This is a genomic window from Streptomyces sp. CA-288835, from assembly GCF_050936385.1.
Taxonomy (GTDB): domain Bacteria; phylum Actinomycetota; class Actinomycetes; order Streptomycetales; family Streptomycetaceae; genus Streptomyces.
Window position 1 is genome coordinate 972,266 of sequence record NZ_JBNJMW010000001.1, and the last position, 26,135, is coordinate 998,400.

The 26,135-nt window shown below is 69.7% G+C and carries 24 protein-coding genes and 2 pseudogenes; 16 read left to right on the forward strand and 10 right to left on the reverse strand.

Annotated elements, in window-relative coordinates; genetic code table 11:
- Nucleotides 1-30: 30 nt before the first annotated feature.
- From ACQEVY_RS04585 to ACQEVY_RS04600, 4 genes are all read left to right on the forward strand, one after another.
- Nucleotides 31-2,445, forward strand: a complete 2,415-nt coding sequence (locus ACQEVY_RS04585; RefSeq protein ID WP_432945050.1) for a GNAT family N-acetyltransferase — start codon at nucleotides 31-33, stop codon at nucleotides 2,443-2,445.
- Between the two features lie 27 nt (nucleotides 2,446-2,472).
- Entirely contained in the window at nucleotides 2,473-3,447 is a 975-nt protein-coding gene (locus ACQEVY_RS04590) for an LLM class flavin-dependent oxidoreductase (protein ID WP_432945052.1), read from the forward strand.
- Between the two features lie 43 nt (nucleotides 3,448-3,490).
- The gene (locus tag ACQEVY_RS04595) at nucleotides 3,491-3,985 is read left to right on the forward strand and encodes a PaaI family thioesterase (RefSeq protein WP_432945054.1); all 495 of its coding nucleotides are present in this window, start codon (nucleotides 3,491-3,493) and stop codon (nucleotides 3,983-3,985) included.
- Nucleotides 3,986-4,149: 164 nt separating this feature from the next.
- A complete protein-coding gene (locus tag ACQEVY_RS04600) occupies nucleotides 4,150-4,488 on the forward strand; it encodes an inner-membrane translocator (protein WP_432945056.1) in 339 nt (112 codons plus the stop codon).
- Here the strand turns inward: ACQEVY_RS04600 and ACQEVY_RS04605 are convergent.
- A complete protein-coding gene (locus ACQEVY_RS04605) occupies nucleotides 4,421-4,786 on the reverse strand; it encodes an MBL fold metallo-hydrolase (RefSeq protein WP_432945058.1) in 366 nt (121 codons plus the stop codon). The genes ACQEVY_RS04600 and ACQEVY_RS04605 overlap by 68 nt on opposite strands.
- A 150-nt stretch (nucleotides 4,787-4,936) precedes the next feature.
- Between ACQEVY_RS04605 and ACQEVY_RS04610 the strand changes: the two genes are divergently transcribed.
- From ACQEVY_RS04610 to ACQEVY_RS04620, 3 genes are all read left to right on the forward strand, one after another.
- On the forward strand, nucleotides 4,937-5,287 hold the full coding sequence (locus tag ACQEVY_RS04610; RefSeq protein WP_432945060.1) for a winged helix-turn-helix transcriptional regulator: 351 nt from the start codon (nucleotides 4,937-4,939) through the stop codon (nucleotides 5,285-5,287).
- Nucleotides 5,288-5,949: 662 nt separating this feature from the next.
- Complete coding sequence (locus ACQEVY_RS04615) at nucleotides 5,950-6,807, forward strand: enoyl-CoA hydratase/isomerase family protein (protein WP_432945062.1); 858 nt, start codon at nucleotides 5,950-5,952, stop codon at nucleotides 6,805-6,807.
- Nucleotides 6,808-6,910: 103 nt separating this feature from the next.
- A complete protein-coding gene (locus tag ACQEVY_RS04620) occupies nucleotides 6,911-7,381 on the forward strand; it encodes a nitroreductase family deazaflavin-dependent oxidoreductase (RefSeq protein WP_432945064.1) in 471 nt (156 codons plus the stop codon).
- Nucleotides 7,382-7,624: 243 nt separating this feature from the next.
- Here the strand turns inward: ACQEVY_RS04620 and ACQEVY_RS04625 are convergent.
- The 4 genes and pseudogenes from ACQEVY_RS04625 to ACQEVY_RS04640 all read right to left on the reverse strand — a co-directional run.
- Nucleotides 7,625-8,179 (reverse strand): annotated as a pseudogene (locus ACQEVY_RS04625) (DUF899 family protein); the annotation flags it as partial.
- 33 nt (nucleotides 8,180-8,212) lie between these two features.
- Nucleotides 8,213-9,178 carry a zinc ribbon domain-containing protein gene (locus ACQEVY_RS04630; RefSeq protein ID WP_432945066.1) on the reverse strand — a complete coding sequence of 322 codons (966 nt, stop codon included), beginning with the start codon at nucleotides 9,176-9,178 and terminating at the stop codon, nucleotides 8,213-8,215.
- A 19-nt stretch (nucleotides 9,179-9,197) separates the two neighbouring features.
- Nucleotides 9,198-10,271, reverse strand: coding sequence for a hypothetical protein (locus ACQEVY_RS04635; protein ID WP_432945068.1), 1,074 nt, complete (start codon nucleotides 10,269-10,271; stop codon nucleotides 9,198-9,200).
- 156 nt (nucleotides 10,272-10,427) lie between these two features.
- A pseudogene (locus ACQEVY_RS04640) lies at nucleotides 10,428-10,565 on the reverse strand (DUF899 domain-containing protein); the annotation flags it as partial.
- Between the two features lie 286 nt (nucleotides 10,566-10,851).
- On the opposite strand from ACQEVY_RS04640, the gene ACQEVY_RS04645 reads away from it, so the two are divergent.
- The 8 genes from ACQEVY_RS04645 to ACQEVY_RS04680 all read left to right on the forward strand — a co-directional run bounded on the left by ACQEVY_RS04645 (nucleotide 10,852) and on the right by ACQEVY_RS04680 (nucleotide 21,533).
- Nucleotides 10,852-11,913 (forward strand): fatty acid desaturase family protein, encoded by a 1,062-nt coding sequence (locus ACQEVY_RS04645; RefSeq protein ID WP_432945070.1) that lies wholly within the window; start codon nucleotides 10,852-10,854, stop codon nucleotides 11,911-11,913.
- A gap of 181 nt (nucleotides 11,914-12,094) precedes the next feature.
- Nucleotides 12,095-12,409, forward strand: coding sequence for a MocE family 2Fe-2S type ferredoxin (locus tag ACQEVY_RS04650; protein ID WP_432945072.1), 315 nt, complete (start codon nucleotides 12,095-12,097; stop codon nucleotides 12,407-12,409).
- A gap of 3 nt (nucleotides 12,410-12,412) precedes the next feature.
- A complete protein-coding gene (locus ACQEVY_RS04655; protein ID WP_432945074.1) occupies nucleotides 12,413-13,738 on the forward strand; it encodes an NAD(P)/FAD-dependent oxidoreductase in 1,326 nt (441 codons plus the stop codon).
- A 16-nt stretch (nucleotides 13,739-13,754) separates the two neighbouring features.
- Nucleotides 13,755-14,756, forward strand: coding sequence for an aldo/keto reductase (locus ACQEVY_RS04660; RefSeq protein WP_432945076.1), 1,002 nt, complete (start codon nucleotides 13,755-13,757; stop codon nucleotides 14,754-14,756).
- On the forward strand, nucleotides 14,753-15,562 hold the full coding sequence (locus ACQEVY_RS04665) for a creatininase family protein (RefSeq protein ID WP_432945078.1): 810 nt from the start codon (nucleotides 14,753-14,755) through the stop codon (nucleotides 15,560-15,562). Before ACQEVY_RS04660 ends, ACQEVY_RS04665 begins: the two co-directional genes overlap by 4 nt.
- A gap of 249 nt (nucleotides 15,563-15,811) precedes the next feature.
- Nucleotides 15,812-16,528 carry a thioesterase II family protein gene (locus tag ACQEVY_RS04670; protein WP_432945080.1) on the forward strand — a complete coding sequence of 239 codons (717 nt, stop codon included), beginning with the start codon at nucleotides 15,812-15,814 and terminating at the stop codon, nucleotides 16,526-16,528.
- A 23-nt stretch (nucleotides 16,529-16,551) separates the two neighbouring features.
- A complete protein-coding gene (locus ACQEVY_RS04675) occupies nucleotides 16,552-17,376 on the forward strand; it encodes an SDR family oxidoreductase (protein WP_432945082.1) in 825 nt (274 codons plus the stop codon).
- Between the two features lie 65 nt (nucleotides 17,377-17,441).
- The gene (locus ACQEVY_RS04680) at nucleotides 17,442-21,533 is read left to right on the forward strand and encodes an amino acid adenylation domain-containing protein (protein ID WP_432945084.1); all 4,092 of its coding nucleotides are present in this window, start codon (nucleotides 17,442-17,444) and stop codon (nucleotides 21,531-21,533) included.
- A 160-nt stretch (nucleotides 21,534-21,693) separates the two neighbouring features.
- On the opposite strand, the gene ACQEVY_RS04685 is transcribed toward ACQEVY_RS04680, so the two are convergent.
- The 5 genes from ACQEVY_RS04685 to ACQEVY_RS04705 form a co-directional block, all read right to left on the reverse strand.
- A complete protein-coding gene (locus ACQEVY_RS04685; protein ID WP_432945086.1) occupies nucleotides 21,694-22,506 on the reverse strand; it encodes an SAM-dependent methyltransferase in 813 nt (270 codons plus the stop codon).
- A 105-nt stretch (nucleotides 22,507-22,611) separates the two neighbouring features.
- Nucleotides 22,612-22,995 (reverse strand): toxin Doc, encoded by a 384-nt coding sequence (locus ACQEVY_RS04690; protein WP_432945088.1) that lies wholly within the window; start codon nucleotides 22,993-22,995, stop codon nucleotides 22,612-22,614.
- The gene (locus ACQEVY_RS04695; RefSeq protein ID WP_432945090.1) at nucleotides 22,995-23,231 is read right to left on the reverse strand and encodes a hypothetical protein; all 237 of its coding nucleotides are present in this window, start codon (nucleotides 23,229-23,231) and stop codon (nucleotides 22,995-22,997) included. The genes ACQEVY_RS04690 and ACQEVY_RS04695 overlap by 1 nt, the downstream gene beginning before the upstream one ends.
- A gap of 142 nt (nucleotides 23,232-23,373) precedes the next feature.
- Nucleotides 23,374-24,243 carry an alpha/beta fold hydrolase gene (locus ACQEVY_RS04700; RefSeq protein ID WP_432945092.1) on the reverse strand — a complete coding sequence of 290 codons (870 nt, stop codon included), beginning with the start codon at nucleotides 24,241-24,243 and terminating at the stop codon, nucleotides 23,374-23,376.
- A 113-nt stretch (nucleotides 24,244-24,356) separates the two neighbouring features.
- Nucleotides 24,357-25,031 (reverse strand): TetR/AcrR family transcriptional regulator, encoded by a 675-nt coding sequence (locus ACQEVY_RS04705; protein ID WP_432945094.1) that lies wholly within the window; start codon nucleotides 25,029-25,031, stop codon nucleotides 24,357-24,359.
- Between the two features lie 104 nt (nucleotides 25,032-25,135).
- On the opposite strand from ACQEVY_RS04705, the gene ACQEVY_RS04710 reads away from it, so the two are divergent.
- Complete coding sequence (locus ACQEVY_RS04710) at nucleotides 25,136-26,113, forward strand: NAD(P)-dependent alcohol dehydrogenase (RefSeq protein ID WP_432945096.1); 978 nt, start codon at nucleotides 25,136-25,138, stop codon at nucleotides 26,111-26,113.
- Nucleotides 26,114-26,135: the final 22 nt, after the last annotated feature.

Below are 26,135 nucleotides of genomic sequence, written 5' to 3' on the forward strand. Positions count from 1 at the left end.
GCCCCTGCGAGGAGGCGCGAAGCACCACTCATGACCCGATATCCCGAGGATCTGGAACAGCCGGGGCTCGTACGGACCGGCCGGTCGACGTTCATCCGTCCCATCCGGCCGGACGACGCCGACCGGCTGGTCGAGTTCGTCGGCCGGCTGTCGCGGGCGACTCTGGCGTTCCGTTCCCTCGGCCCGGTGGTCCGGGCCCGGGACGAGGTGATCCGGCGCGGCGCGCACGTCGACTACCTCAACGAGCTGGCCCTCGTCGCCCTGGCCGGTGACGACATCGTCGGCCTGGTCCGCTATCTGCGCGACGCCGAACGGCCGGACCACGCCGAGGTGACGTTCACGATCCGGGACGACCACCAGAGCGAGGGCTTCGGGCGGCTGCTGCTCGAGCACATCGCCGCGGCGGCACGGGACCGCGGGATCCGGGTCCTGGAAGCGGACCTGCTCGCCGACAACGCACGCATGATCAATGTGTTCCTCGGCTCCGGCTACCGGGTCGAGACCGGCCCGCCCGGCCAGATCATCCACTTCGACATCGCCATCGACCCGCAGGCCGAGGCCGTCGCCCGGGCCGAGCGTCGCGAGCACACGGCCGTACGGCGCTCACTGCGTCCCCTGCTCGAACCGCGCTCCGTCGCCGTCGTCGGCGCCAACCGCAGCCCGCTGACCATCGGCCACGAGATCGTCGCCAACCTGCTGCGGGGCGGCTTCCCCGGCGGCGTGTTCCCCGTCAACCCGCACGCCGACGAGATCGCCGGGGCGCGGGCCTATCCCAGCGTCCGTGAGCTGCCTGAGCCTCCGGATCTGGTGCTGGTCGCCGTACGGGCCGAGGCAGTTGCAGGAGTCGTACGGGAGTGTGCGGAGGTCGGCGTCAAGGCGGTGGTTGTCGTATCCACAGGCTTCGGGGAGACGGGTCCCGACGGGCGCGCGGCCGAGTTGGAGCTGGCCCGGTTCGCGCGGGCCTCCGGGATGCGGCTGGTGGGCCCGAACTGCATGGGCGTGGTCAACACCAGCTCAGGGGCGCGTCTGGCCGCTACCTTCTCGCCCGCCCTGCCCGCGCCCGGCCGGGTCGCGATGTCCAGCCAGTCCGGACCGCTCGGGCTCACCGTGCTGGATCTGGCCCGGCGGCTGCGCCTCGGCTTCTCCGGTTTCGTATCGGTGGGGCACTCCGTCGACGTGTCCACCAACGACCTGCTCCAGTGGTGGGACGAGGACCCCGGCACCTCGGTGATCCTTCTGCACGTCGAGCACTTCGGCGATCCACGCCGGTTCGCCCGTATCGCCCGCAGGGTCGCCCCGCGCAAGCCGATCGTCGCGGTCCATCCCGGGCACGCGGACACGGCCGTCGACTCGCTGTTCGCACAGTCCGGGGTGATCCGCACCCGGAGCCTCCAGGAACTGTTCGACGTCGCCCTGCTGTTGTCGCATCAACCTCCCCCGCCCGGCAACCGGGTCGCCGTGCTGACGAATGCGGGCGGCCCGGCCGCACTGACGGTCGGCGCCTGCGCGGCGAGTGGCCTGCGGGTCGCCACGCTCGGCGACCGCACCCGTCAGACGCTCCGCGCGGCGCTCGCGCCCCAGGCGGAGGTCGCCAACCCGGTCGACCTGACGCCGATGGCCACCGCCGCTCACTACCGACAGGCGCTGGACGCCGTACTCGCCGACGACGAAGTGGACGCCGCGATCGTGCTGTTCATGCCTCCGCTGGCGGACAAAGCCGACGAGGTGGCGTCCGCGATCCTCGACGCGGCATCGGCCCAGCCGTCGAAACCGGTGGTGACCAGTTTCCTCGGCGGCGCCGGCGTCGCCGATCTGCTGCGCCGGGGCGAACTGGTCGTACCGACCTACGCGTTCCCCGAGTCGGCCGCTGCCTCGCTCGGCCATGCGGCGGCGTACGAGGCGTGGCGGAGCCGCCCGGCCGGTTTCGTACCGGACCTCGACGGCATCGACACGGAGCGGGCACGGGCGCTGCTCGCCGGGGTGTCCGCGGGCGCGGTTCCGGCGTCCGTGGCCAGGGAGTTGCTGGGGTGCTACGGCATCGAGGTACGGGATGAAACGGGATCCAGTCCCGGCCGGGACGCGTTCCTGCGCGTCGACGCCGATCCCGTCTTCGGACCGGTGGTCGCGTTCGGGCTCACAGGGGACTACGCCGACCTCATGGCGGACATCGCCTACCGCGTCACTCCGCTCAGCGACCGCGACGCACGCGAGATGATCCGCTCGCTGCGGGCGGCGCCGCTGCTGGACGGCCGCGTGGGCGGACCCGGTGTTGACCTGGCGGCACTGGAAGAGACCGTTCTGCGGATCTCCGCGATGGTCGAGGACCTCCCGGAGATCGAGGCAATGGACCTGCGACCGGTACGACTCTCGCCTCCCGGGGAAGGGGTCGCCGTCACCCGGGCGAAGATCCGGCTCTGCGAGCCGAAGAGCCGGGAAGCAGTCTGAGTGAATGACCGTGAGGTGGTCTGAGTCATGAAGGTCGGCATCTACTTCGATCTGCGCAACCCCCCGCCCTGGCAACGGAGTTGGTCCCGCGTCTACGGCTTCGCCCTCGAGATGTGCGAGGAGGCCGACCGGCTGGGGCTCGACTCGGTCTGGTTCTCCGAGCACCACGGCTTCGAGGACGGTTACCTCCCACAGCCACTCACCATGGCCGCCGCCGCAGCAGCCCGCACCCACCGCGTACGGCTGGGCACGGCCGTAATCCCCGCACCGTTGCACGCGGCACCCGAGATCGCCGAACAGGCCGCACTCGTGGACATCCTGAGCGACGGGCGGCTCGATCTCGGGCTCGGCACCGGGTATCGCGTACCCGAATACCAGCTGTACGGGACGGATCTCGCCAAGCGCTACTCCACCACCGACCGGCGGGTCCGCGAGATCCGCGAACTGTGGGCCTCGGCTACGGTCACCCCGGGTCCGGTCCAGGATCCGCTGCCGATCTGGCTCGGCTACCAGGGCCCGCAAGGGGCCCGGCGGGCGGGCAGGCTGGGCACAGGGCTGCTGTCGCTGAATCCCGCACTGCTCGCGCCGTACCGGGAGGGGCTCGCGGAGGGCGGACACGCGGAGTCGGTGGCGCGGATGCAAGGTTCGTTCACGACCTTTGTCACCGAGGATCCGGACGGCGACTGGCCGGTGGTCCGCAAGCACCTGGCGTACCAATGGGACAGCTACCGCCGCTACATGGTGGAGGGCACCGACCAGCCGCTCCCCCGCCCCATCGATCCGGAGAAGTGGCGGGAGACCGGCCTGCGTGCGAACGGCTTCGCCCAATTCCTCTACGGTACGCCGGAGTTGGTTGCCGGGGCCATCAAGGAGTACGTGGCCGGGTTGCCGGCCGAGGGCGTGTTCCTGTGGGCTTCACTGGCCGGGATGCCCGAGGAGATGGTCGCCCGGCAGGTCCAGCTGATCGCCGGGAAGCTGCGACCGCTGCTGGCCGACGTCTGATCCGCCGATGACCTGCCTACCTTCGAAACGAGAGAGTGCGCGCATGCCGACACCGAACCCCGAGTGGGCCGGATCGGACTTCCAGGAGCCGCCGCGTACGCCAGGCGGTGTCGCGCTGTGCGGAGCCTGCCGCGCGGCCGGCGCGTGCCGTCTGGGCGTCGACAAGGAACGGCTCGGCGACGACGGCGTGGCCTGGTTCGAACTGGCCTGTCCCCGCTCCCAGGAAGGCGGGCCGAACGTAGCCCACGGCGGCTGGACGGCCGCCGTCATGGACGAGTGCCTGGGCCATCTCCCCTTGCTGAACCGGGTGTTGAGCGTAACGGCCGAACTGACGGTGAGCTTCGTGAAGCCGGTTCCCGTGGAACGACCAGTCCAGGTACGAGCCTGGGTCGAGCGGCGCGAGGGTTCACGCTGGTACATCGCCGGCGAGATGACACTGCTGCCGAGCGGCGCGGTGCTGGCGCGGGCGTCGGGGATCTGGGTTACGCGGGATCCGGGGCACTTCGCGCGCCACGAGGCGTGGCTGGCGGACCAGTGACTTGCTCCTCGGGCGGGCGCTCGGGGATTCAGGCCTCCTCGTCCGTTGCTGTGCCGCCAGCTGGCACAGGTTTCGGGCGGGGGTCCGCAAAGAGCGGAGTACGCCTGGGTAGCGAATCGGCGACGGACCGTTCGGAAGGGTGGATTCCGGGCGATCGTTGAGGCATGCCCGAACTTGCCGACAAGCAGCCCTCCGGCGTGGAGCGTGCCCTCACCTCAGGCTGTCTCCTGCTTCTCGTACTGGTGGCGGACGTGGCGGCCGGGCTGTTGGTCGTCATCGTGCTCGCCGTCCGAGGACTGGGCCGGATGGACGCCAGCGCCGGACAGACAGCGACCAGCGTGCCACCCGTGGACTGGGCGCCAGTGCTGGGCTTCGGCGCTCTGGCCCTGGCGGTCGGCGTAACGGCCGTCCTACTGCTGTGGGTCGGGCACCAAGTCATCGGGACGGTGCAGCTGATGTTCTGCGTTCTCCTGGCAGTCCACACGCTGAGCTTCTGGCCCTGACCCAGAGGTAGTCACAGCCATCGGAAGCATTCCAGTAGGCGGACAGCCCCGGGTTGGTGGCCTCGAACCGGGCGCGTTCGACCACCGCGGGGGTGGCGATGCCGCGGGCCTCGGGGAAGTGCTCCTGGATGCGGGCGAGGCCGATCCAGTGGTCCTGGTGGCCGTGGGTGATGTAGACGCCGGTGACGCGCTTTCCGAAGCCGCGCACCCACTCGGCGAGCGCGTCGACCTGGTCGAGGGTGACGAGCGTGTCGACGAGGACGGCTTCCTCAGCGCAGGCGATCAGAGTGCTGCTCATGGGCAACCACATCGGGTCGTCCTTGCGCGGGAGCACCTGCGAACGGACGCATCGGCGCGACGTACACGTCAACAGTGTGGGTCCGCAGCCCCCGCGCTGCGCGCCCAGCTGCCCGGTCCTGTGCACAAGGGCCGGCCCTACTATGGAGGAGTGAGTCAGGGCAGCGAACCAACGAACCTCGGGGCACCGCGCGTGTGCTCGATCGCCGATGCGCTCGGCGTCGTAGGCGAGCGCTGGACCTTGCTTGTCCTGCGCGAGCTGGGCTTCGGCGTGCACCGCTTCAACGACATCCAGACGAACACCGGCGCGCCCCGCGAGACGCTCGCCCTGCGGCTGCGCAAGCTCGAGGAGGCCGGACTGGTCGAGCGCCGCCGCTATTCAGAGCATCCGCCGCGTGACGAGTACGTGCTCACCCAGGCGGGCAAGGACATCTTTCCCGTTCTGACCGCATTGCGCGAGTGGGGCGAGACCCACGCCACCCCGCTCACCCGCGCATCCTGAAATGCAACGGCGCCACCCGGCGCGGCCCTCGCCGGCGGCGTGGAGTGACGCCAGGGCTTCGCGCCAAGCCCTCCGCCCGCTCCTTCTCTGCCTGGGCGCACCCCCTCCGGAACGGCCCCAGGGCGAGGGGGAGACCATCTCGCTGCGCCTTGTGTGACATCGATCGTCCCAACAGGTCCACGGATTGCGGGCGCCGACCACGGACACCTCGGTCCGACCGCTGCGCGCCCTCGCCGCACCAGTCCTCCCGCGACCGGGACCGGGGGCACCAGGCGGCCCGACCTACCACCCGCAAGGCTGACTCGTCGCCGTGCCGACGGCCCCCGAGGCAGTGAGCAGTGCTCCGCGCGCAAGCAGGACTTCTCCACCGCTCCACTGCCGCAGGCCGCATCCAGGGCCTGCCTGGCCGCCGCCGGCGACCTGCCTCCAGCGCAAGCCCCCGAAGGGGTAGGTCTTTTTTTCGGACTCACTATGCTACGGTCCTTTGTGAGTCAGTAAATCGAACTCGCTAAGCCGCGGGGCGCTCTGCACCGTGCACCGCGCCATCCGGACCGGAACGGAGCCGGCATCCGAGCCCGGGCTGTTCCCCCGCGGTCCTCGGAGTACACCGACGTCATCCGGCGCGTGTCCCGGGCCCTCCCGCACCCAGAAGGAGTTTCACCATGACTGCCACTACCACCCAGGCCGTTCTCGGCGTCGACAAGGTCACGTCCGGCTACTGGCGCGTGACCTTCCAGAACCCGCCGATCAACCTCTTCGACCCGGAGACCTTCGCAGCCCTGCGGGTGCTGCTCGATGACCTGGAGACGGACCCGGAGGTCCGCGTCGTCGTGTTCGACAGCGACAACCCGGACTACTTCATCTCCCACCTCGACGTCATCCGGATGGCCGAGGTGCCCGACGTGCCCGGAGCAGCCGACCTGTCCGCCGACTGGCACCACTTCGTCAACCGCCTGGCCCATGCGGGCGTCATCAGCATCGCGTCCGTCCGCGGCCGCACCAGGGGCATCGGGAACGAGTTCGCGCTGGCCTGCGACATCCGGTTCGCCAGCCGCGAGCCCGCCCTGTTCGGGCAGACCGAGATCGGCACGGGCGTGGTGCCCGGCGGCGGCGGCCTCGACTGGCTGCCGCGCCTGGTCGGCCGCTCCCGGGCACTGGAAATCGCGGTCGGCGGCGAGGACTACGACGCCGACACCGCCGAGCTCTACGGCTGGATCAACCGCTCGGTACCCGACAGCGAACTCGACGCCTTCGTGGACGCCTTCGCCCGCCGCGTCGCCGGCTTCGAGCGCAGGGCGCTGGCCACCGCCAAGCGCCTGGTCAACGAGCGGACCGCGCCTCCCAGCGAGGGCGAGCTGCTGCAGTCGTTCCGCACCATCCTCGACCTGATCCAGACGCCGGCCGCCCAGGCCCGAATCGGCCTCATGATCTCCAAGGGCTTCGGGCAGGACAGCAAGACCGAACTCAACCTCCCCGACGTCGTCGCCCAGCTCACCGACGAACTCGCCGCACAGGCCTGACCCAGACACAGCCTGCGGGCAGCCCCACCTGTGCGCCGTCACACGGAGTGCTACACGAAGGCTGTGCGCAACTAAGACTCTTCGACAGTCTGGAGATGGCGACATGCCACTTAAAGGCGAGTATGAGCCGAGCACGATGCAGTTGGTACGTGACCAGGTGGAGCTGTACGAAGGCTCCGGTGGTACTCAAGGAACGACGCTGAACGAGCTGATGGGTCCGGATGGGCGGGATCTGCCTGTCGTCATCCTGACCACCCTGGGCGCGAAGAGCGGCAAGATCCGCAAGTCCACGGTCATGCGGGTGGAGCACGACGGCTCCTACGTCGCCGTCGCCTCCATGGGAGGAGCCCCCAAGCACCCGGTCTGGTACCACAACGTGGTGGCCGACTCCCGGGTGGAGCTTCAGGACGGCCCGGTGCGCCAGGACATGGTGGCACGCGAGGTGACCGGGGACGAGAAGGCCCTCTGGTGGGCTCGCGCCGTCGAGGCGTTCCCGGACTTGGCCGACCATCAAAAGAAGACGGACCGGGAGATCCCGGTCTTCGTTCTGGAGCCGGCGGCCGAGGAGCACTGACGCGGCACAGCTGGTTCATATCCGGAGAGGGGCCATGGCGCTCGCAGCGCCAGGTCCGCTTACGCACACGTAAGCTCAAGATCGATCGTGACTAGGCCGCATCGTCTCCGGGGCGTTCGACGAGACGACCGCGTTCGAAGCGGGCTCCAGCTCGGACGAGGGCGACGAGATGGGGTGCGTTCTCGGACCGCCATCGGGGCCTGCGCCGTGCCACGGGCCGCCGGCTAATCACCCGTCACGTGATCAGTGGCAGTGATCGGACCCGGTCGCCGGGCCGGTGCCGGTGGTGCCCAGGTCATCGGAGTGGTCGGCGTCGAGGCGCGGCCACTGTGCGGTGGGACGTCCACCCGGCCACTCCCACAGCGGTGGCCAGTCCGGAGCCCCGCCCAGGGTCCGCGTGGCCTGCCCGAGGCGCGGCCAGCCTGGCGGTGAGTCCTCCCAGTCCTCCTGACGCCCGAACGCTGTCAGATCCATGAGCGCGTAGCTGTAGTCCACCGCCTCGGCCCCGCGACGTTTGGTCCAGTACGTCTCGAAGACACGGTCGCCGCAGCGCAGGTAGCAGACCAGGTGGAACAAGCCGAGCTCCCGGCCGGCAAGCAGCGACTCGAGCGAGGGATGGGCGGAGTACCACGGCATCGCCCAGCCCATGAAGGCGCGGTAGCGCAGGCTCTCCTCGTACGACGTCTGCGCGTCCGCGAAGCCGTAGGCGGTGTTCCGCCCCTGAGAAAAAACGGCGAAGGTGATGTCGCGGGAGTGCAGATAGGCCAGCTCGCCCACGTGGCTCATCACCCAGGTACAGCGTCTCTGGAACTCTGTGTGTGCCTGAGTAACTCAGGCTTTTCGGGCGCGGTGTGGCCGTGTGCCGTCACGGTGGGGTCCGAACCTCGGGGTGAGGGGGTGGACCTCGGTGGCGTGCACGTGGTGGAAGCCGGTCCGCTGGGCGGCGCGGCTGCGCCGCCGACAGGTTCCGCGAGAGAGCCGCACCCGCCCGGCTGGAGGAGACTCCGGCCGGTGGGGGGCGGGTACTCCATGACCTGGCACCCGCCCCGGGAAGGGGGCTGGTGTCTGGGTGTCATGCCCCGCCGGACGCTGGACCACCCCGAGGGGGGTGGTGGCGGGGACCGTACGCACCTCGGGCGTACGGCGGGAAGTCTTCGTCCGGCGGGCCGGGGACGGCCGGGCCGGGGTGGGACGCATCTTGCCGGGGGTGGTCTTCGGGCCGGGCGGCCGGGCGGGGAGGGCCTGCGCGCGGCGCAGCCGACGGGTCGTCTTCTTCGGCCGGCGCACGCAGGTGACGGTGCCGTCGACGGTGGTGCGGATGGTCCGGATACCGGTGGTGCGGTCGGTGCTGGTGTGGGCCTGGGCGAGCAGGCCGCGGGAGACGATCCGGCGGGCGGCCGCGTGGTCGCGGTCCAGCGACAGGTGGCAGCCCGGGCAATGCGCCCAGGCCCAGCCGCGCTCACCGAGCCGGTCCGGGGCGGGATGGTGGCCCAGCGGGCCCAGGCAGCGCGGGCAGCGGGCGGAGGTGCCCCGTGCGGGGACGGTGACCACCGCGATGCCCGCCTTGGCGGCCAGGTGCCGGATCGCCTCGACGAGGGTGCCGCGGACCTGCCCGGACAAGCGGGCGTTGCCGCGCCGTTTGCCGCGGGCCTCCAGGGTGGCCAGGTCCTCCAGGTAGATGACGCTCGCGCCGAGCGCGAGGGTCTGGTCGACGGCCCATCGGGCCGCCGACCAGGCCAGCGCCTGGTTCAGGCGGCGGATGCGGGCACACACCCGCGCATGCTCCACCTCCAGCACCGCTGCTTTGTCCAGCAGGTCAGCCCAGGCGAGGTGGGGGGGGGGAGCCGAGTCCGTCGGCGAGGGCTTGGTAGTGGTCGCGTCGGGTGGCGAGGTGTTCGCGGTGACGGCGCAGCCGGTGCAGCTTCGCGCTGATCGCGGTGGCGTCGAAGAACAGCGGACGGCCGTCGGTGACCACCCGCGCCGTGGCGCCGCCCCGGCCGGCCAGGCGGCCCACCGTGCCGGTCAGCAGCGTGTTCACACCCCAGTCGAAGCCGAGTGCCACGGTGTGCCCGGCGGCCGGGACGGCGGCCAGCGGCGTCGAGTGCGGCAGGTCCACCGCGATCCGGCCGCTGCGGGTGGGGCGCAGCGTCGGGGTGTGCAAGACGGCGTCCGGCGCGACGGTGCCCGGCAGCCGCAGATCGATCACATGCCAGGCCCACTCCCGCCCCGAGGCCGGCGCGGCGCACAGCGGGAGCTTTACCCGCAGCCGGGCCAGCCCCGCATCCACCCGCTGCAGGGTGACCTGCTGACGGTCCATCGCCGCCAGCAGCACCTGCCCGGCGATCTCGGGCGGCTCCTCCAGCTCACACACACCGGCGGGCAGCTTCCCGTGCTCGGCCAGATAGGCGCGGACCTGCCGGGTGCGGTTGCGGATCTCCGCATGGCTGACCCCGCCCGGCAGCAGCGCCCGCAGCGCGGTCCACTCCGCCTGGGTGCGCCGGAAAGGATCGGCGGGCCAGGTCGCCAGGACCGCTGCCACCACAGTGCGCCGGTGCAGGGCCAGGCGCAGGGTGCGGGCCGCGTACTCCTCGGCACCCCGGCGCACCCGGTCCGACACGTACACCCCCGCGGCCGGTGCGGCATCCTTCGTCCAGTCCAGGCGGCGCAGCGCCATCCAGCCCTTGGAGGGCAGCTTCTCGCCCTGCTCGTCGAGGCCGGCGGCCAGTACCTCCAGCGAGGCCTCGTCCCGCCGGGAGGCCACCAGCGCGGAGGTCAGCTCGCGGCTCAACTGGGCGAGAAAATCCACCCGTTGGTACAGCAGGGCCTGGCTGACCCGCTCGCCGCTGGCCTCGAGTACGCCACCGAAGGCGGCACACGGCGCCGTCGCCATCAACCGGCCCACACCCACCCCCCGCCACGCCACCTCGGACCGGACACACTCGCGCACCCGATCGGCCTAACGACCGACCCCCGCACAATGACACGGCAGCCGGCCGACACCGCCCGAATCGCACAGGAAAACGCAGCAAAACCGCCAACAGTTGAAGACCCTGCGGCGCGCGGCGGCGATCGCGTCGCCTTCGCGGGTGTGGGCCTTCTCCCTCGCCCGCAGCCCGTCCAACTGCTGCTCGAAGGTCGCACGGTCGACGACCGGCGGTTGCGCCTTGCTCAGGTTCTCGGACATCAGCGGCTCCTGGGATTCACTTCGTTGTGACTACGGGTCGCTCCTCAGCAACGTAGTCGCCGGTCGGGATCACCGTCATGAGCCCTGGTCCCACCGGCAGGTGGTACGGCCGGGCGTGCCCACCTCCCGCCGCCCAGCGGAGCGCTCCAGTCGTCAGCCGAAACTTATTGCAACCGTATGTCTTGACATGTGCGGTGGCCACTCTCACCATTACCGGAATTAGAGCGCTCCAGTAGCGCGCTCCAGTTCCCAGGCATGACCGACTCGACGGAGAGGACAGGGATGCATGGTGAAGGCCAGAGAACGTCTGCAGCGCTACAGCTTGGTCGGCCCTGAGGGCGAACGTGCCGTGGAGGCGGGGCTCGCGGAGGGCACCGACTGGTTCCGCAGCGACGTGCCGCGCCGCCGGATGAAGGAGCTGATGCGCCGCTCGGACGGCCCCGCGATCCGTGACACGGTCATCTGGCTGGGCGCCATGGCGGTGTTCGGCACCCTGGGCGCCGTCTTCTGGGGCAGCTGGCTCGCGGTGCCGTTCTTCGCCGCGTACGGAGTGCTGTACGGGTCGGCGTCCGACTCACGCTGGCACGAGTGCGGGCACGGCACCGCCTTCAGGAACCGCCGACTCGACGACGCCGTGTACCAGCTGGCCTGTTTCATGGTCATGAGGAACCCGACCGTGTCGCGCTGGAGCCACACCCGGCATCACACCGACACGCTGATCCTCGGCCGCGACCCGGAGATCCAGGTGATGCGCCCGGCCCGGCTGGCCAAACTTCTCGCCAACTTCTTCGGCCTGGTCGACGTACCCGTGGCGCTGCGCGACACCGTCCTGCACACGTTCGGACGGCTCACCGCCGAGCAGCGCACGTACGTGCCCGACACCGAGCGGGCCAAGGTGTTCCGCACGGCGCGCATCTGGCTGGCGATCTACGCCGCCGTGATCGCCGCCTGCGTGCTCACCGGCTCGATCCTGCCCGCGATGTTCGTCGGCCTGCCGCGGATCTACGGCGGCTACATGCTCTACGTGTACGGCCTCACGCAGCACGCCGGGATGGGCGAGAACGTACTCGACCACCGGCTCAACACCCGCACGGTGCACATGAACCGCGTCCACCGGTTCCTGTACTGGAACATGAACTACCACGTCGAGCACCACATGTTCCCGATGATCCCCTACCACCGGCTCCCGGAGCTGCACGAGGAGATCAAGGACCAGCTGGCACCCGCGTACCCGTCGCTGTGGGCGGCGTACAAGGAGATCATCCCGGCGGTGCTGCGCCAGCTGAAGGACCCGACGTATTACGTGCGGCGTGAACTGCCGCAGGGCGCTCCGCTTGAAGCACAGTGATGAAACCGCGGGCCGGTGGGGGCTGGTCGCGCCCACGCGGCGGAGCCGCATATTGATACAGCCCCGCGCCCCTATCGGGGCCTGCGGCCCCTCAGGCGGGCGCGGTTACCGCACCGGGACTTCGCCAAGGCCGCTTCCCCAGCCCCCTGCCGCACCCCGCCAACGAGGAGGCAACACCCACATGTCCACGTGGATCGCCGCATGCCAGACCGACGACATCGACCCTGAAGACGTCATCCCCTTTCAGCACGAGGGTGTTGACTACGCCATCTACCGCTCCCCCGACGACGACTTCTACGCCACCGCGGGGCACTGCACCCACGAACGGATGCTCCTCTGCGACGGCCTGGTCATGGACAACACCATCGAATGTCCCAAGCACAACGGCCGGTTCGACTACACCACCGGGAGAGCCGCGGGCGCTCCCGTCCTCGTCGACCTTCAGACCTATCCGGTCCGGGTCGAGGACGGCACCGTCTTCATCGGGATCGGCTGACCCGTGGGCGTCGCACCAGGGATGGTGGTCGTCGGGGCCGGTGAATGCGGTACGCGGGCCGCGTTCGAGCTGCGGGAGGCGGGCTGGAACGGCGCGATCACGCTGGTGGGCGCGGAGCACTCGCGGCCGTACGAACGGCCGCCGTTGTCCAAGTACGTGCTCACCGGGTCCGAGGGAAACGTCGAGCCCCCGGCACTGTACGAGGACGGCGCGCTGCGGGACGCCGGGATCGAGTACGTCTCGGGGGCCACCGTCACCGGTATCGACCGCGACGGTCACGAGGCCGTGCTCGCCGACGGGCGCCGGATCCCGTACGAGCGGCTGCTGTTGGCGACGGGGGCGAGTGCCCGGCGGCTGCCGGTGGCCGGCATCGAAGCGGGCGGCGTGCGCTATCTGCGCAGCCGTGCGGACGCGATCGTCCTGCGGGACCGGCTGCGGCCGGGGGCGCGGATCAGCGTGATCGGCGCGGGTTTCATCGGGCTGGAGCTGGCCGCGGCGGCGGCCGCGCGGGGCTGTGAGGTCACCGTGATCGAGGCGGCGCCGCACCCGATGAGCCGGGCGGTGCCGGCCGCCATCGCCGCCACGGTGGCCGACCGCCACCGGCAGGCCGGCGTGGATCTGCGCTGCGGGCTGGCGGTGGAACGGCTCACGCGCCGGGATGGCGCGCTGTTGCTGGAGCTTGGCGCTCCGCCGGAAGTGCCGGGATCGTCGCGCCCTGCGGCCGAGCAGCATACGAACACAGCCCCGCGCCCCTCAGAGGCGTTGCCGCTGGCCTTCGACACCGTCGTCGCCGGTGTCGGTGCCGTACCCGAGACCGCGCTCGCGGAGAAGGCCGGCCTCGCCATCGACAACGGCGTACGGGTGGACGACCGTCTCACCACCTCCGACCCCGACATCTTCGCCGCCGGCGACTGCTGCTCCTTCCCGCACCCTCTCTACGGCGGGCGCCGCATCCGCCTGGAAGCCTGGCGCAACGCCCAGGACCAGGGCCGGGCGGTGGCGCGGAGCATGCTGGGCGACGAGCAGCCGTTCGCCGCCGTCCCGTGGTTCTGGTCCGACCAGTTCGATCTCACCCTGCAGATCGCCGGACTGCCCGACGCCGCAGCGCGAGAAGTCGTACGCGACCGTCCGGACGGGGTGACGATCCGGTTCGGCCTCGGGGACGACGGCCGGCTGCTGTCCGCCGCCGCGGTCGGCGCCGGCAACGCCGTGGCCAAGGACATCCGCCTCGCCGAGATGCTCATCGCCCGCCGGGCGGTCCCGGACCCGGCAGCCCTGGCCGACCCAGCCGTACCGCTCAAGTCCCTGCTGCGGCAGGTACCGAGCTGAACAGGAGGCACCCTCCATGCACCACTCGTCCTTCCCGCGCTCCGGCGAACCGATCAGCAAACTCGGCTTCGGGGCCATGGGATTCGCCGGCTGGTTCGGCGGCAACGCCGACGACTCGGAGTCCCACTGGATCGACAGCCTGCTGTACGCGCTGGACCGGGGCGTGAACTTCATCGACACCGCCCGGGCTTACGGCAACTCCGAACGCATCGTCGGCAAAGCGCTGAGCCAGTGGTCCGGAACGCGTCCCTTCGTCGCCACCAAGGTCGAGAACCTCTCCGGGCAGCGCGGCTGGGGCACCCCCGTGGACCCCGAACTCGCCCACCCGCGAGGCCACATCATGGCCAGCACTCAGCGCTCGCTCACCGAACTCGGCCTCGACCACGTCGACCTGCTCCAGCTGCACATCTGGTGGCCCACCTGGGGCGTGAGCGGGCACTGGATGGACGAGTTGCAACAGCTCAAGCAGGAAGGACTCGTACGCCACATCGGGATCTCCATCCCGGACCACCGATCCGACATGGCGCTGCCGCTGGTGCAGTCCGGGCTGATCGACTCCGTCCAGACGATCATCAACATCTTCGATCCGATCGCCCTGGACAACCTCCTGCCGGCCTGCGTCGAGCACGACGTCGCCGTGATCGCGCGCTGCGTCCTGGACGAGGGCGGACTGACCGGCACCCTCACCGAGGACACTGTCTTCGCCGAGGACGACTTCCGGTACGGCTACTTCGACGACATCGTGCCGCGCTCCGTCTACCTGCGGAAGGTCGACGAACTACGGCAGTACGTGCCCCGGTACGCCGGCTCGCTCGCAGCGCTCGCCCTGAAGTTCGTCGTCCAGGCACCCGGGGTCACCACGGCGATCTCCTCGATGCAGGTCCGGGAGTACTGCGAGGCGAACATCGCGGCGCTGGAAGAGCCCGAACTCCCCGCGGAAATCCATGAGTTGCTGCGCTTCAAGCACCGTTTCATCAAGAACTTCAACGAAACCAAGATCTTTGGGGAGTACCGATGACGACCAGCACACCGCCGGACACCGTCCGCTGGGAAGACCTGCTGCCGCGCGAGTTCGAAGAGCGCCTGGCCCAACTGCCCCTGGTCTACATGCCGATGGGCCTGTGTGAGCCGCACGGCCACGTCGCCGCGTTCGGCCTGGACACCCACAAGGCCGTCTACCTGTGCGATGAGGCCGCGCGGCGCTTCGGCGGCATCGTCGCGCCGACGCAGACGTACCAGATCCACGAGACCGGCTACCACCGGCCGTGGCTCAAGGAAGTGATGGGCGACGTCAATCCGCGCATGGGCAGCCTCCCGCCCGACGTGGTCCTGCGGCTGCTGGTCTACCAGCTCAGGGCCTTCGTCAACGCGGGCTTCCGCGCTGCCGTGATTCTGACGGGCCACAACGCCAACCAGCCCGATCTGCGCCTGGCGGTCGAGGAGTTCCGCCGCGCCCGCGACATCCCGATCACCGCGGTCAGCGACCCGGAACTGGTCATGGGCCAGTTCGAGGGCGACCACGCAGGCCGTTACGAGGTCTCCCAACTCATGTACGTCCGACCCGAATTGGTCGACCTCACCCGCCTCGACGACCGCAACACCACACCCCTCGGCCGCTTCGCCCAAGGCGACGACGCCCATCTCGCCAGCGAGAGCGAGGGCCGGGCCATCATCGAGGCCAGCCTCGACGCGATCAAGGCGATCGTGGACGGGTGCCGTCCGCTTCCTGAAGCGGACGCTCCTTTCATGTCGTTCGAGGAGGCCGAGGAGGTCTGGCAGCGTGTCGCCGCCCGCTCGGACGAATGGTGCACCCTTCGGGAGTAAAGGGACGCGGGCGCGGATCCAGGGGGGTAGGGCGCGGCACAGACGCGTATGGACTTGAGCTCAAGACGTATGGTCGCCGGGATTCACGCGATGATTCAGTGAGTTGTCGTAATCGTCGCTGAGAGGCCGCACAGCAAGCAATTGCGCGTGCCGAGTCGGCCCGCCCGGCCGACCTGCTCCGGTCGGATTTCTCGGCTGCGCGGACTTCGGGTGCGTACTTCCCTACGCTGTCGAGGAGTTGTTGCTGTCTTGGGTCGCGAGCACAAAGGAATTCCGCTGCTCTGCCTGCCGTTCGCCGGAGGCGGGGCGAGTTTCTTTCATCCGTGGAACAAGCTCGGTCTGAACGGGGTGGTGGCGACACCGCTGCAGTTGCCCGGTCGCGAGCGGCGGCTGGACGAGGAGCCCTACCGGGACCTGCACGCCGCGGCGGATGGACTGCTCCCTGACGCGCTCGAAGCCGCAGGCAGCGGGCCGATCGCGCTGTTCGGACACTGCTTCCTCGGTGCCGCACTCGCCTACGAACTCACCAGGCGCATCACGGTGACCGGACGCGTCGAGGTGGTGCGGCTGTTCATCAGCGCGGCGCGTCCGCCATCTTCGGGCCGGGTCAGCGACGTAGCCGGAATGTCCGACGAGGAATTCCTTGCATACGTCGAGAAGATGACCGGGTATCGGCACGCCGCATTCGACGTCCTGGAAGTTCGAGAGCTGCTGATGCCGGCACTCCGTGCGGATTTCGAGATGGACGAGAGTTATGTTCCACGGAGTGCTGTACCGCTCGACGTGCCGGTGACCGCCGTATTCGCCGACGACGACGCATTCGTTTCCCGCGAAGACGTGAGCAAGTGGCAGGAAGTGACCACCGCCGAGTTCTCCCTCGTCGAGATGCGCGGGGAACACATGTATCTGGCCAACAACGTCCATCCATTGCTCGAATTGATTTCCACGACGATTGCTGCACGCTGAGTACCCAGGTCGAAAGGTTCATCGTGGGACTGCAAGGCAAAACGGTCCTGATCACCGGAGCGGCCAGGGGCATCGGACGTGCCTGCGCCGTGCGAGTCGCCGAGGAGGGTGCGGACGTCGTCCTGACCGACATCGCCGACGACCAGCCGGAGATCCCCTACTCGCTCGGTACCGCGGAGCAGTTGGAACAGACCGCGGAGTTATGCCGCGAGAACGGCGCGTCCGTGCTCCTCGCCGCGGTGGATGTGCGTTCGCCGTCCGCCGTGCAGTCGGCCGTCTCGGCCGCCGTGGACCGGTTCGGGCGGATCGACGTTCTGATCAACAACGCGGGGATCGGGGCACCGGCGGGCAAGGCGACGCATGACTTCACCGAGGACGAGTGGCGCGTCGTACTGGATGTGAACCTCTCCGGGCCGTGGCGTGTGATCACGGCGGTCGCACCGGTCATGGTCGCCCAGCAGTCGGGCAGCATCATCAACGTCGCGTCGACGGCCGGCCTCGTCGGCTACCGCTACTTCGCCGGGTACGTGGCCTCCAAGCACGGGTTGATCGGCCTGACCAAGTCGGCCGCGCTCGACTACGCGCCGCTGAACATCCGCGTCAACGCACTGTGCCCGGGGCCGGTGCGTGACGACCCTGCCGTCGACGGTCACATGACCGCGGTGGTCGCCGACGCGCTCGGGATCAGCTTCGAGGAGCAGGTAGCCGTCGACCTGGAGTCGGTGCCGACGAAGTCACTCGTCGACCCGGCCGATGTCGCCGGTGCCGCGGTCTGGCTCGCCGGTGACGACTCCCGAAAGGTCACCGGAACGGTGATCACAGTGGACGCGGGCTTCTCCGCCCGCTGATCAGCTCCCTCTTCGCGCGCCCGCGCCCCCAGATGTGCCTGCGCCACACGACATTGGAGTCAGTGATGTCCCTCTCCAGCGAAGCGGTCCGGGAAATCTCCGGAAACGACCGTGCGAGCGGTCGGTTCTTCGCCGGAAACGCCTACACCGCGGATCCGGCCCGCGCCTGCCACAGTCTGATCAGGCGGCTGCCGACGGGGATCGACTCGATGGCCGTACGAGCGAACCTGAAAACCCTGGCCGAGCAGCATGCCGTACTCCGTGACATCCAGGTCTTCGACGAAGTGCTGCATGTGAGGTCGGACGACGTGGTCGCGGACGCCCGCCGCACACGGGAGGCATGCCGCGGTGTGGGCGGCGCCCGCCTCGTCGCGCGGGTCGTCGTGCTCGGTTACGCCGACGGCGCGGCCGACCTGGTGCTGGTGGCGGATCGCCGGGTCGTGGACCGGCGCGCGCTCGACCAGTTGGCCACCGCGTTATGCGACCCGTTACGTCCGGTGGTGCTGCCCGATCCTGCGGCGGCGTTACCCGAACCGAAAGCTGACGCGGAGGGCCAGGATCTCCGGTCCGCCCTGCCATGGGGCCTGGGGGAACCATCCAGGGCGGGCCGGACGGGCACGGTCGCATTGACCACCACTGCGGTCGCAACTGACGCGGTAGCGCTGTTCGTGGCGGCGACGGCGATCGTACTGACCCGCTACGGCGCGACGGAGCAGGCCGAGTTCGCCCTGGTCACCGCGGGTCCGGAGGTGGCGACCACGGAGCGGTCCGTCATGCTTCCGGTCGACGCGTCGGAGTCGGCCGCCGAGCTGCTCGACGCCGCCGCGGTCGCCGCCGCGGGCGCCGCCGCTCCGGGCGGCGAAGGGCCGTCCGGAGCGCCCGTGATCGGGGTACTGGTGACCGCGGGCCGCGCCGACGACGTCTATCGGCCCGCTCTCGCTCCGGTCTTCCCGGTCACGCTGGCGTGGGAGCACAGCACGGACGGCAGCCTGAGCGGCGTCCTGCACTACGACGAGGGCGTGTTGGATCCGGTGATCGCCGGACAGTTCGCCGGACATCTCTGCCGCGTGGTGGAGGCGTTGGGACGGACCCCGGCACCGGGCCGTGTCGGCGACATCGAGCTGGTGGACGCCGACGAGGCCGTCGGCATCGTGGCTGCGGGGCGCACCGCGGCCAGGACGGACGGTTCGGCCGCGCCCATCCACGAACTGTTCCGGGTGGTGGCGGCCGCTCAGCCGGACGCTCCCGCGCTGACCGATGCGGACCGCACGGTGAGCTATGCCGAACTGGACGCCCTGTCCGATGCGGTCGCCGGTGCGCTGCGCGGCCGCGGGGTGGTGCCTGGAGACCGTGTGGGCGTGTGCCTCGACCGTGAGGCCGACCTGGTGATCGCTCTGCTGGGCGTGGTCAAAGCCGGTGCCGCCTACGTTCCGATGGACGCCGCGTATCCGGCGGAACGGCTTGCCTACACGGTGGCCGACGCCGGGATTCGGATGGTGATCTCCACCTCGGAGGAGTTCCCCACGGTGGACGGGGTGACGGTGCTGCGCCCCAACGAGCTGTCCCCGGCGGGCGGTTCACCGACTGCGGACGCGGACGTCGGCCCGGACGACATCGCCTACGTGATCTACACGTCCGGCTCGACCGGCCGCCCCAAGGGGGTCGCGGTGCCGCACCGCAACGTCGGCGCGCTGCTCGACGCGACCACGGCGGATCTGAAGCTCGGCCCCTGGGATACCTGGACCCTGTTCCACTCCAGCGCCTTCGACTTCTCCGTCTGGGAGATCTGGGGCGCGCTGTTGTCCGGCGGACATCTGGTCGTGGTGCCGTACTTCACCACGCGTGATCCGGAGGATTTTCACGACCTGCTGGTACGACACCGGGTCACCGTCCTGAACCAGACCCCGTCCGCGTTCACCGCGCTCAAGGAGGTCGACCTGCGGCGCTCCGCCGACCTTGCGGTGCGTCTGGTCATCTTCGGCGGCGAGCCGTTGGACCCGCGGATCCTCGAGGACTGGTTTCGTCGGCACCCGCATACGCGATGCCGCGTGGTCAACATGTTCGGCATCACCGAAACCACCGTGCACGTCACCAGCCAGACCCTCACGCCGCAGGACGTGGGCACCCGTACGCGTTCGGTCGGCCGGGTGCTGCCCGGCTGGTCGGTGTCCGTGCGGGACACCGCGGGACGGATCCAGCCGTTCGGCGTGCCCGGCGAAATCCATGTCGGCGGTGCGGGCGTGGCCTCCCACTACCTGAACCGGGAGGAGCTGACCGCCGACCGGTTCGTACGCGATCCGGTCACCGGAGAACGCGTCTATCGCAGCGGTGACCTGGGCAGACTGCGCCCGGACGGACGGCTGGACCACCTCGGGCGGATCGACGGTCAGGTCAAGGTACGCGGATTCCGCATCGAACTCGACGAGATCCGCTCGGTCCTGCTGGAGGACGAGAACGTGACCGCGGCGGTGGTCGTCCTGGCCGGCGACACCGAGGACGCGGCCGACGTCCGCCTGGACGCCCACGTGGTGGCAGGCGACGCCGTGTCCGTGGAGGACGTGCGACGGCGGGCGGCGAGAGTGCTGCCCGACCACATGCTCCCGGCCACCATCACCCTGCTCCCCGAACTGCCGCTGACCGTCAACGGCAAAGTCGACGTGAGCAGGCTGAAGGCGGTCGCCGAGACACCGGTCACCCAGGCCAGCACGGACACCCCGGTCACCTCGGTCGGTCACGCGAAGGACCTCGCGGACGACCCGGTACTGCGGGTGTGGCGGGAGATCCTGGGCGAACACGTCGGCCCGTACGACGACTTCTTCTCCTCCGGTGGCAACTCGTTGCTCGCGGTACGGCTGTCCGGTGCACTGCGCAGAGCCGGACTGCCGGCGGTGTCGCTGCGTGAGCTGTACGTGCACTCGACCCCGGCCGAGGTGAGCGCGCTGGTCTCCGCCCGTGAGTCCGCCGTGCCCGCCGCGTCCCCTGGGCAGACGGTGTCGCCGGACACCAACGGCACGCCGGCACGGGACGGTTCGGCGGGTGACGGTGTCGCTGATGGCATGGAGAGGGTCCCGCCGCGACCGACAGAGCTGGCAGGGGTCGAATCGATGGCGGGCGAATCGGCGGCGGGCGAGCTGTCCACGGCTGAGCTGACGCCGGTCGGCAGGCGAGTGCATGCGGCCTGGGCCGCGGTGCTCGATATCCCGGCCGGGGAGATCGAGCTCGGCGACGACTTCTTCGAGATCGGCGGCAGTTCGCTCGCGGCCATGCAAGTGGCGCTCCTGCTCGACGATCTGGTCACCCTGAGGGACGTGATGCGGTGCTCCCGGTTGACGGAACTGATCGACGCGGCGGAGCGGGCCGCCGGTGCGCCCCCGGAGAACACGGATGTGCTGGTCCGCCTCACGGCCGCGATCGCGGATCCGGTGGCGACGGTCGTGTGCCTGCCCTACGCGGGCGGCAACGCCGTGCACTTCAAACCGGTCGCGGATGCCCTCGTACGGCAGAACGACCGGCTGATGGTGGTCGCCGCGGAACTTCCCGGTCACGCGCCAGGATCCACCGAGGACGACCTGCGGAGCTTCGCGGACACCGTGGAGTTGATCACCGCGGAGATCGAACGCACGGTGACCGGACCGGTCGTGCTGTGGGGCCACTGCAACGGCTCGCCGTTGGCGATCGAGATCACGCGGCTGCTCACCGAGCGCGGTCGCGAGGTGCGGCACCTGTTCCTCGCGGCCATGCTGTTCCAGTCGGCCCAGCACATCAGGGACACGCTGCGCGACACCGAGTCGCTCACCGTCGCCGACGTCCGCAAATATCTCGCCGAGTGGACCGGCACCACTGAACTGGACGGTCTCGGCGGTGACTTCGAGGACCTGGTGACCCGTACGTTCCGACACGACGCGCTGCTCGCCAACGAATACCTGCTCGCCGGGCGCGAGTCCGGGAACCGACACCAATTGACCACGTCATGCACCGTGGTGATGGCGACCGACGATCCACTGACCCCCGGCTACCAGGACAGCCACCGCGAGTGGGAACTGTTCATCGACCGCCCGAACCTGCACGAGATCAACGGCGGCGGCCACTACTTCACCCGGACCCGCCCGGAGGAGGTGGCCGAGCTGGTGGCTGGCATCATCGAGAAGTCCGACTGACGCCTTCACCGTCTTCCGTCGCTTGCTCGACCACCGACACCGCCCTCAACGTCGACGCAGGCTTGGTCGCCCTCTGAGCAAGGTCGGGGACCGGCACGCCAAACACACGCGGCCGTGCCGCCGTCGATCGATCGTGCGGGTACGCGGAGCCGAGTCAGCGTCAGCTCTTACGACCCACACCGCACAGCACCGCTACGTCGCCGGGCGGCCACGGGCTGGGGTCGGGCCGCCAGGTGGAGGTGGGCACCACGCCGGGCTCGACGAGGTCCAGGCCGCGGAAGTATGCGGTGATCTGTTCTGGGCTTCGGTTGGTGTAGGGATGCGGGCTGCCACTGTTCTCGTTGAACTGGCGGACGGCCTCGTTCCGATTCTGGTCGGTGGTTGTGCCGTCGTTGACCACGAGGTAGCTGCCGGAGGGCAGGGCGTCCAGCAGGCGCTTCAGGGCGGCCTGCGCCTCTTCGTAGTCGGGGACGTTGCCCAGAATCCCGAGCATCATCAAGCCGATGGGGCGGCTGAAATCCAGCGTCTTGGCAGCTTCGGCCAGGATCAGGTCCGGGTTGCATACGTCGGCATCGATGTAGTCGCAGGCGCCCTCGGGGGTGCTGGTCAGCAGCGCCTGGGCGTGCCTCAGTACGAGGGGGTCATTGTCGACGTAGACGATCCGTGACTCCGGCGCCACCCGCTGAGCGATCTCGTGCGTGTTGTCGGCGGTCGGCAGGCCCGTGCCGATGTCCAGGAACTGCCGGATGCCCGCCTCGCCCGCCAGATAGCGGACCACACGCGCCAGGAACGCCCGGGTGTGACGGGCGTCGTCGACGATGCCCGGGAACACTTCTTTCACCTGGTCCCCGGCCTCGCGGTCGACCTGGTAGTTGTCCTTGCCGCCCACCCAGTAGTTCCAGATCCGCGCCGAGTGCGGCACCGACGTATCGATCCTGGCCCCTACCTGCCGTGCTGAGTCGTCGTCCCCCATGGAGAGCACCCTCCTGCTGCGCGTCCAGTGGCTCTCACTCAACCTAGTCGCAACGGCCCCTGCTTCTCAGCGAGTTCAGCCTCCGCACGGCGAACCCAGGCTGGGTCACAGTCTCCAGGAGCGCAGTTGGTCGGCGACCGCGTGGACGCTCAGACGGGTGTCGCGGATCTTGCGTACGAGGTCGGACAGGGCGCCGTAGGGCGGGTCGATGCCCTCGCCGGACTGGTCCATGTACTGCGCGGTGACGAACGCCGCAAACAGGCCGTTGCGGTGCGGAAGCGGCTCAAGGCGCACGAGCGTGTGCATCAGTGCGGCCGCACGCCATGCGGCGTCCGGGTCGGAGGATTGGAGGGTCGGCAGCTTGGTCTTGTGGCGCCCGACGGCCGCGACGAGCGCGGAGTAGTCGGAAACCGTCATGTCCTCGTGTCCGAGGGCGGCCTCCTGGACGTCCAGAAGCCAGGGGACGTCGATGTAGAGGATGGGCGGCATCAGGCGGCCGCGGCCCCGTCGCGTTCGGAGGGCGGCACCTCGTCGGGGAAGGCCTCGTCGAACTCGCCGCGCAGCCTGTCGGCCCACGTGGTGGCGCCGGCGACGAACCGCTGGCGCTGCATCTCGCGGACGCCGAGGTCGTGCAGATACTGCTTGAGGCTCTTGCCCTCGGCCGCGGCGGCCGCGCGCACGCCCTCGAGCTCCTCGTCGGTGAAGGACACGTTCAGGGATGGCATACACCGGATGGTACCTAGTAGGTGCCGTCCGTGGGAACTGGTGACTCCGTTAGCCGTGGACGGAGTCACCCCGCGGTTACTGGGCGTGCGCACGGTCGCCTGCGCCGACCCGTGAGGGCACCGGATTGCTCCAGTACGACCGTCAGCCGGCGTTGTCGAGGACCTCACGCAGCTTGCGCGCGAAGGCCTCGGGCTGCCCGGGGTAGCCGAACTCGCCGTCGAGGAAGCCGTCGTGGTGGCTCGGGAACACCGTTGCCTGCTGACCGAGCAACTGGGCCGTCGCCACCGAGGTGCGTCCCGTGAAGGTCTCCCCGGTCTCCTCGCCCACGGCGATCACTATCCGCGTCGGCGCCGCAGTGAGCGCGTCGACGTCGGGCTGGTAACTGCTGACCGCCCAGGACCGGTCCGACAGCAGCGGATCGTCACGAGAGCCGTCGTCCTCGGCCGGCATCCCGAAGGCGGCCGGATCCGGCGCGGGCTGGGCGAAGTAGTCGTCCGTGAACTCGCCCTCCCACGACGTCATCGCGATGAACGCCGCCATGCCGGCACCCCAGCCCTTCTCCTGGTACGCATCCCGGAAGCCGGCCCGGGCGCGCTCGGCGGCCTTGGCGTCGGGGAGCACCTCGATGAGCGGCGGCTCGTGCGCCACCAGGGTGGTCACGTCCTCGGGGTAGGCCGCCACGAGGGCGAGCGCGGTCACCGCACCGCCGCTACTCGCGAACATCTCGACCGGGCCCGCGCCGAGCGCCTGGATGACGGCGTGCACGTCGGCTGCCTGGGTCTGGGGTACGTGGTCGACGCGGCCGTCCTTGCGGGTGCTGCGGCCGAGGCCGCGCGGGTCGTAGGTGATCACGGTGCGGTCGGGGAAGTGCGACGCCAACACGCGGAAGCCGCTGGCGTCCATGGGCTGGCCGATCATGACCAGCGGTGGGCGTCCGTCGGCCGTCGGCAGCGGGCCGTGGACGTCGTAGACGAGGTCGACCTCGGGGGTCTCGAGCTTGTGTGTGTTCATAACTGTGTAGACCTCGTCCCCGTCGGAAACTCATCGGTCCCTGTGCCCGCAGCCCCGACGGCCTTGGCGCGGACGGCGTCGCGCGGCGTCGGGCCCCCATCTGGAGCCGCCCGTCACGTGACCTGTCCGGCTCTCTGGAGTCCGTCGAGGATCAGGTCGAGGCCGAATTCGAATTCGTTGCTGTAGTCGTAGCCGGGGCTGAGGATGTGCTCGGTGGTCAGTTCGGCCAGATGCGGGTACTGGTCGGCCGGGACCTGCGCCAGGATGGCCTGCGCCAGCTCCGCGGTCTCGTCGGGTGTGTCGAACGGCAAGTCGCGTTCCTGCAGGGCGAATCCGTAGATGTAGCTGTCGAGGGCCGAGTACGCGTGCGCGGTCAGCGCGATCGAGAAGCCGGCTCTGCGCAAGCATCCGAGGACGGCGTCGTGATGCCGCAGCGTCTCCGGCCCGGGTGAGGTCCGCGATTCCATCAGGCCGATCGCCCAGCGGTGGCGGGACAGGACCCGGCGCATCGAGAGCGCCCGCTGACGCATCGCCGTCTTCCAGTCGTCCTCGCTGGAGGGCAGATCGATCTCGCTGAACACCAAGTCGATCATGCCGTTGAGGAGGTCTTCCTTGTTGGCGACGTGTGTATAGAGGGACATCGCCTCGACCCCGACCGCCTCCCCGAGCTTGCGCATGCTGAGCGCTTCGAGTCCGCTCTCGTCGGCCAGGGTGACAGCGGCGTGCAGCACTCTTTGGCGGCTCAGCGGGATTCGGGGTGCTCGATCGCGTCCGGTCCGCGGGGTCATTTGTGGTCCTCCTACTCGTTCGGCCTTGACAACCTTACGCCGTAAGGACGAACCTTACGGCGTAAGGAACAACAACTGGCCGCCATGGCCGCTGAGGGGGAACCATGAAGTCGATCGTCCAGGAGCGGTACGGACCTGCGCCCGAGAACGTTCTGCGTCTCGCAGAGATCGACAAGCCCACGATCGGGCGGGACGAGGTCCTGGTCCGGGTGCACGCGGCCAGCGTGGATCGCGGCACCTGGCACCTCATGTCCGGTCTGCCGTATCCCGTCCGGGCGGCAGGGTTCGGTGTCCGTCGGCCCAAGTACCCCAACCCGGGCCGGAGTTTGGCGGGAACGGTCGAGGCCATCGGCGGCGACGTGACGGGTTTCAAGCCGGGTGACGAGGTGTTCGGCATCTGCGATGCCTCGTTCGCCCAGTACGCGCGTGTCCGCACCGACAGGCTCGCCCCGAAGCCGGCGGACGTCTCCTTCGGTGAGGCGGCTGCCGTACCCGTCTCCGGGCTCACCGCCATCCAGGCCGTTCGCGACCAGGGGCAAGTCCGGGCCGGACAGAAAGTGCTGATCGTCGGCGCTTCGGGAGGCGTGGGCACCTTCGCCGTGCAGATCGCCAAGGCGTACGGAGCCGAAGTGACGGCCGTGTGCAGTACCTCAAAGGTCGAAGCGGTCCGCGCGCTCGGCGCAGACCATGTCATCGACTACACCCAGGCGGACTTCGCGGACGGCCGCCACCGTTACGACGTCATCCTCGACATCGGCGGAAACCGCCGCCTGTCGCAGCTGCGCCGCGCCCTCACCCCGACCGGGCGGCTGGTCATCGTCGGCGGCGAGACCGACGGCCGGTGGCTCGGCGGAACCGACCGTCAGCTCCGGGCAATTGCGCTGTCCCCGTTCATCGGCCAGAAGCTCGGGACCTTCATCTCCTCGGAGAACGCCGAAGACCTGGAAGCCCTCCGCGAGCTCATCGAGTCGGGCAAGGTCTCACCGACCATCGACCGGACCTACCCGCTCGACGAGGCCGCCGCAGCCATCCGGTACATGCTGGAGGGGCGGACCTGCGGCAAGCTCGTGATCACCATCTAGGGGCGTGTGGCTCGCGTGGGCG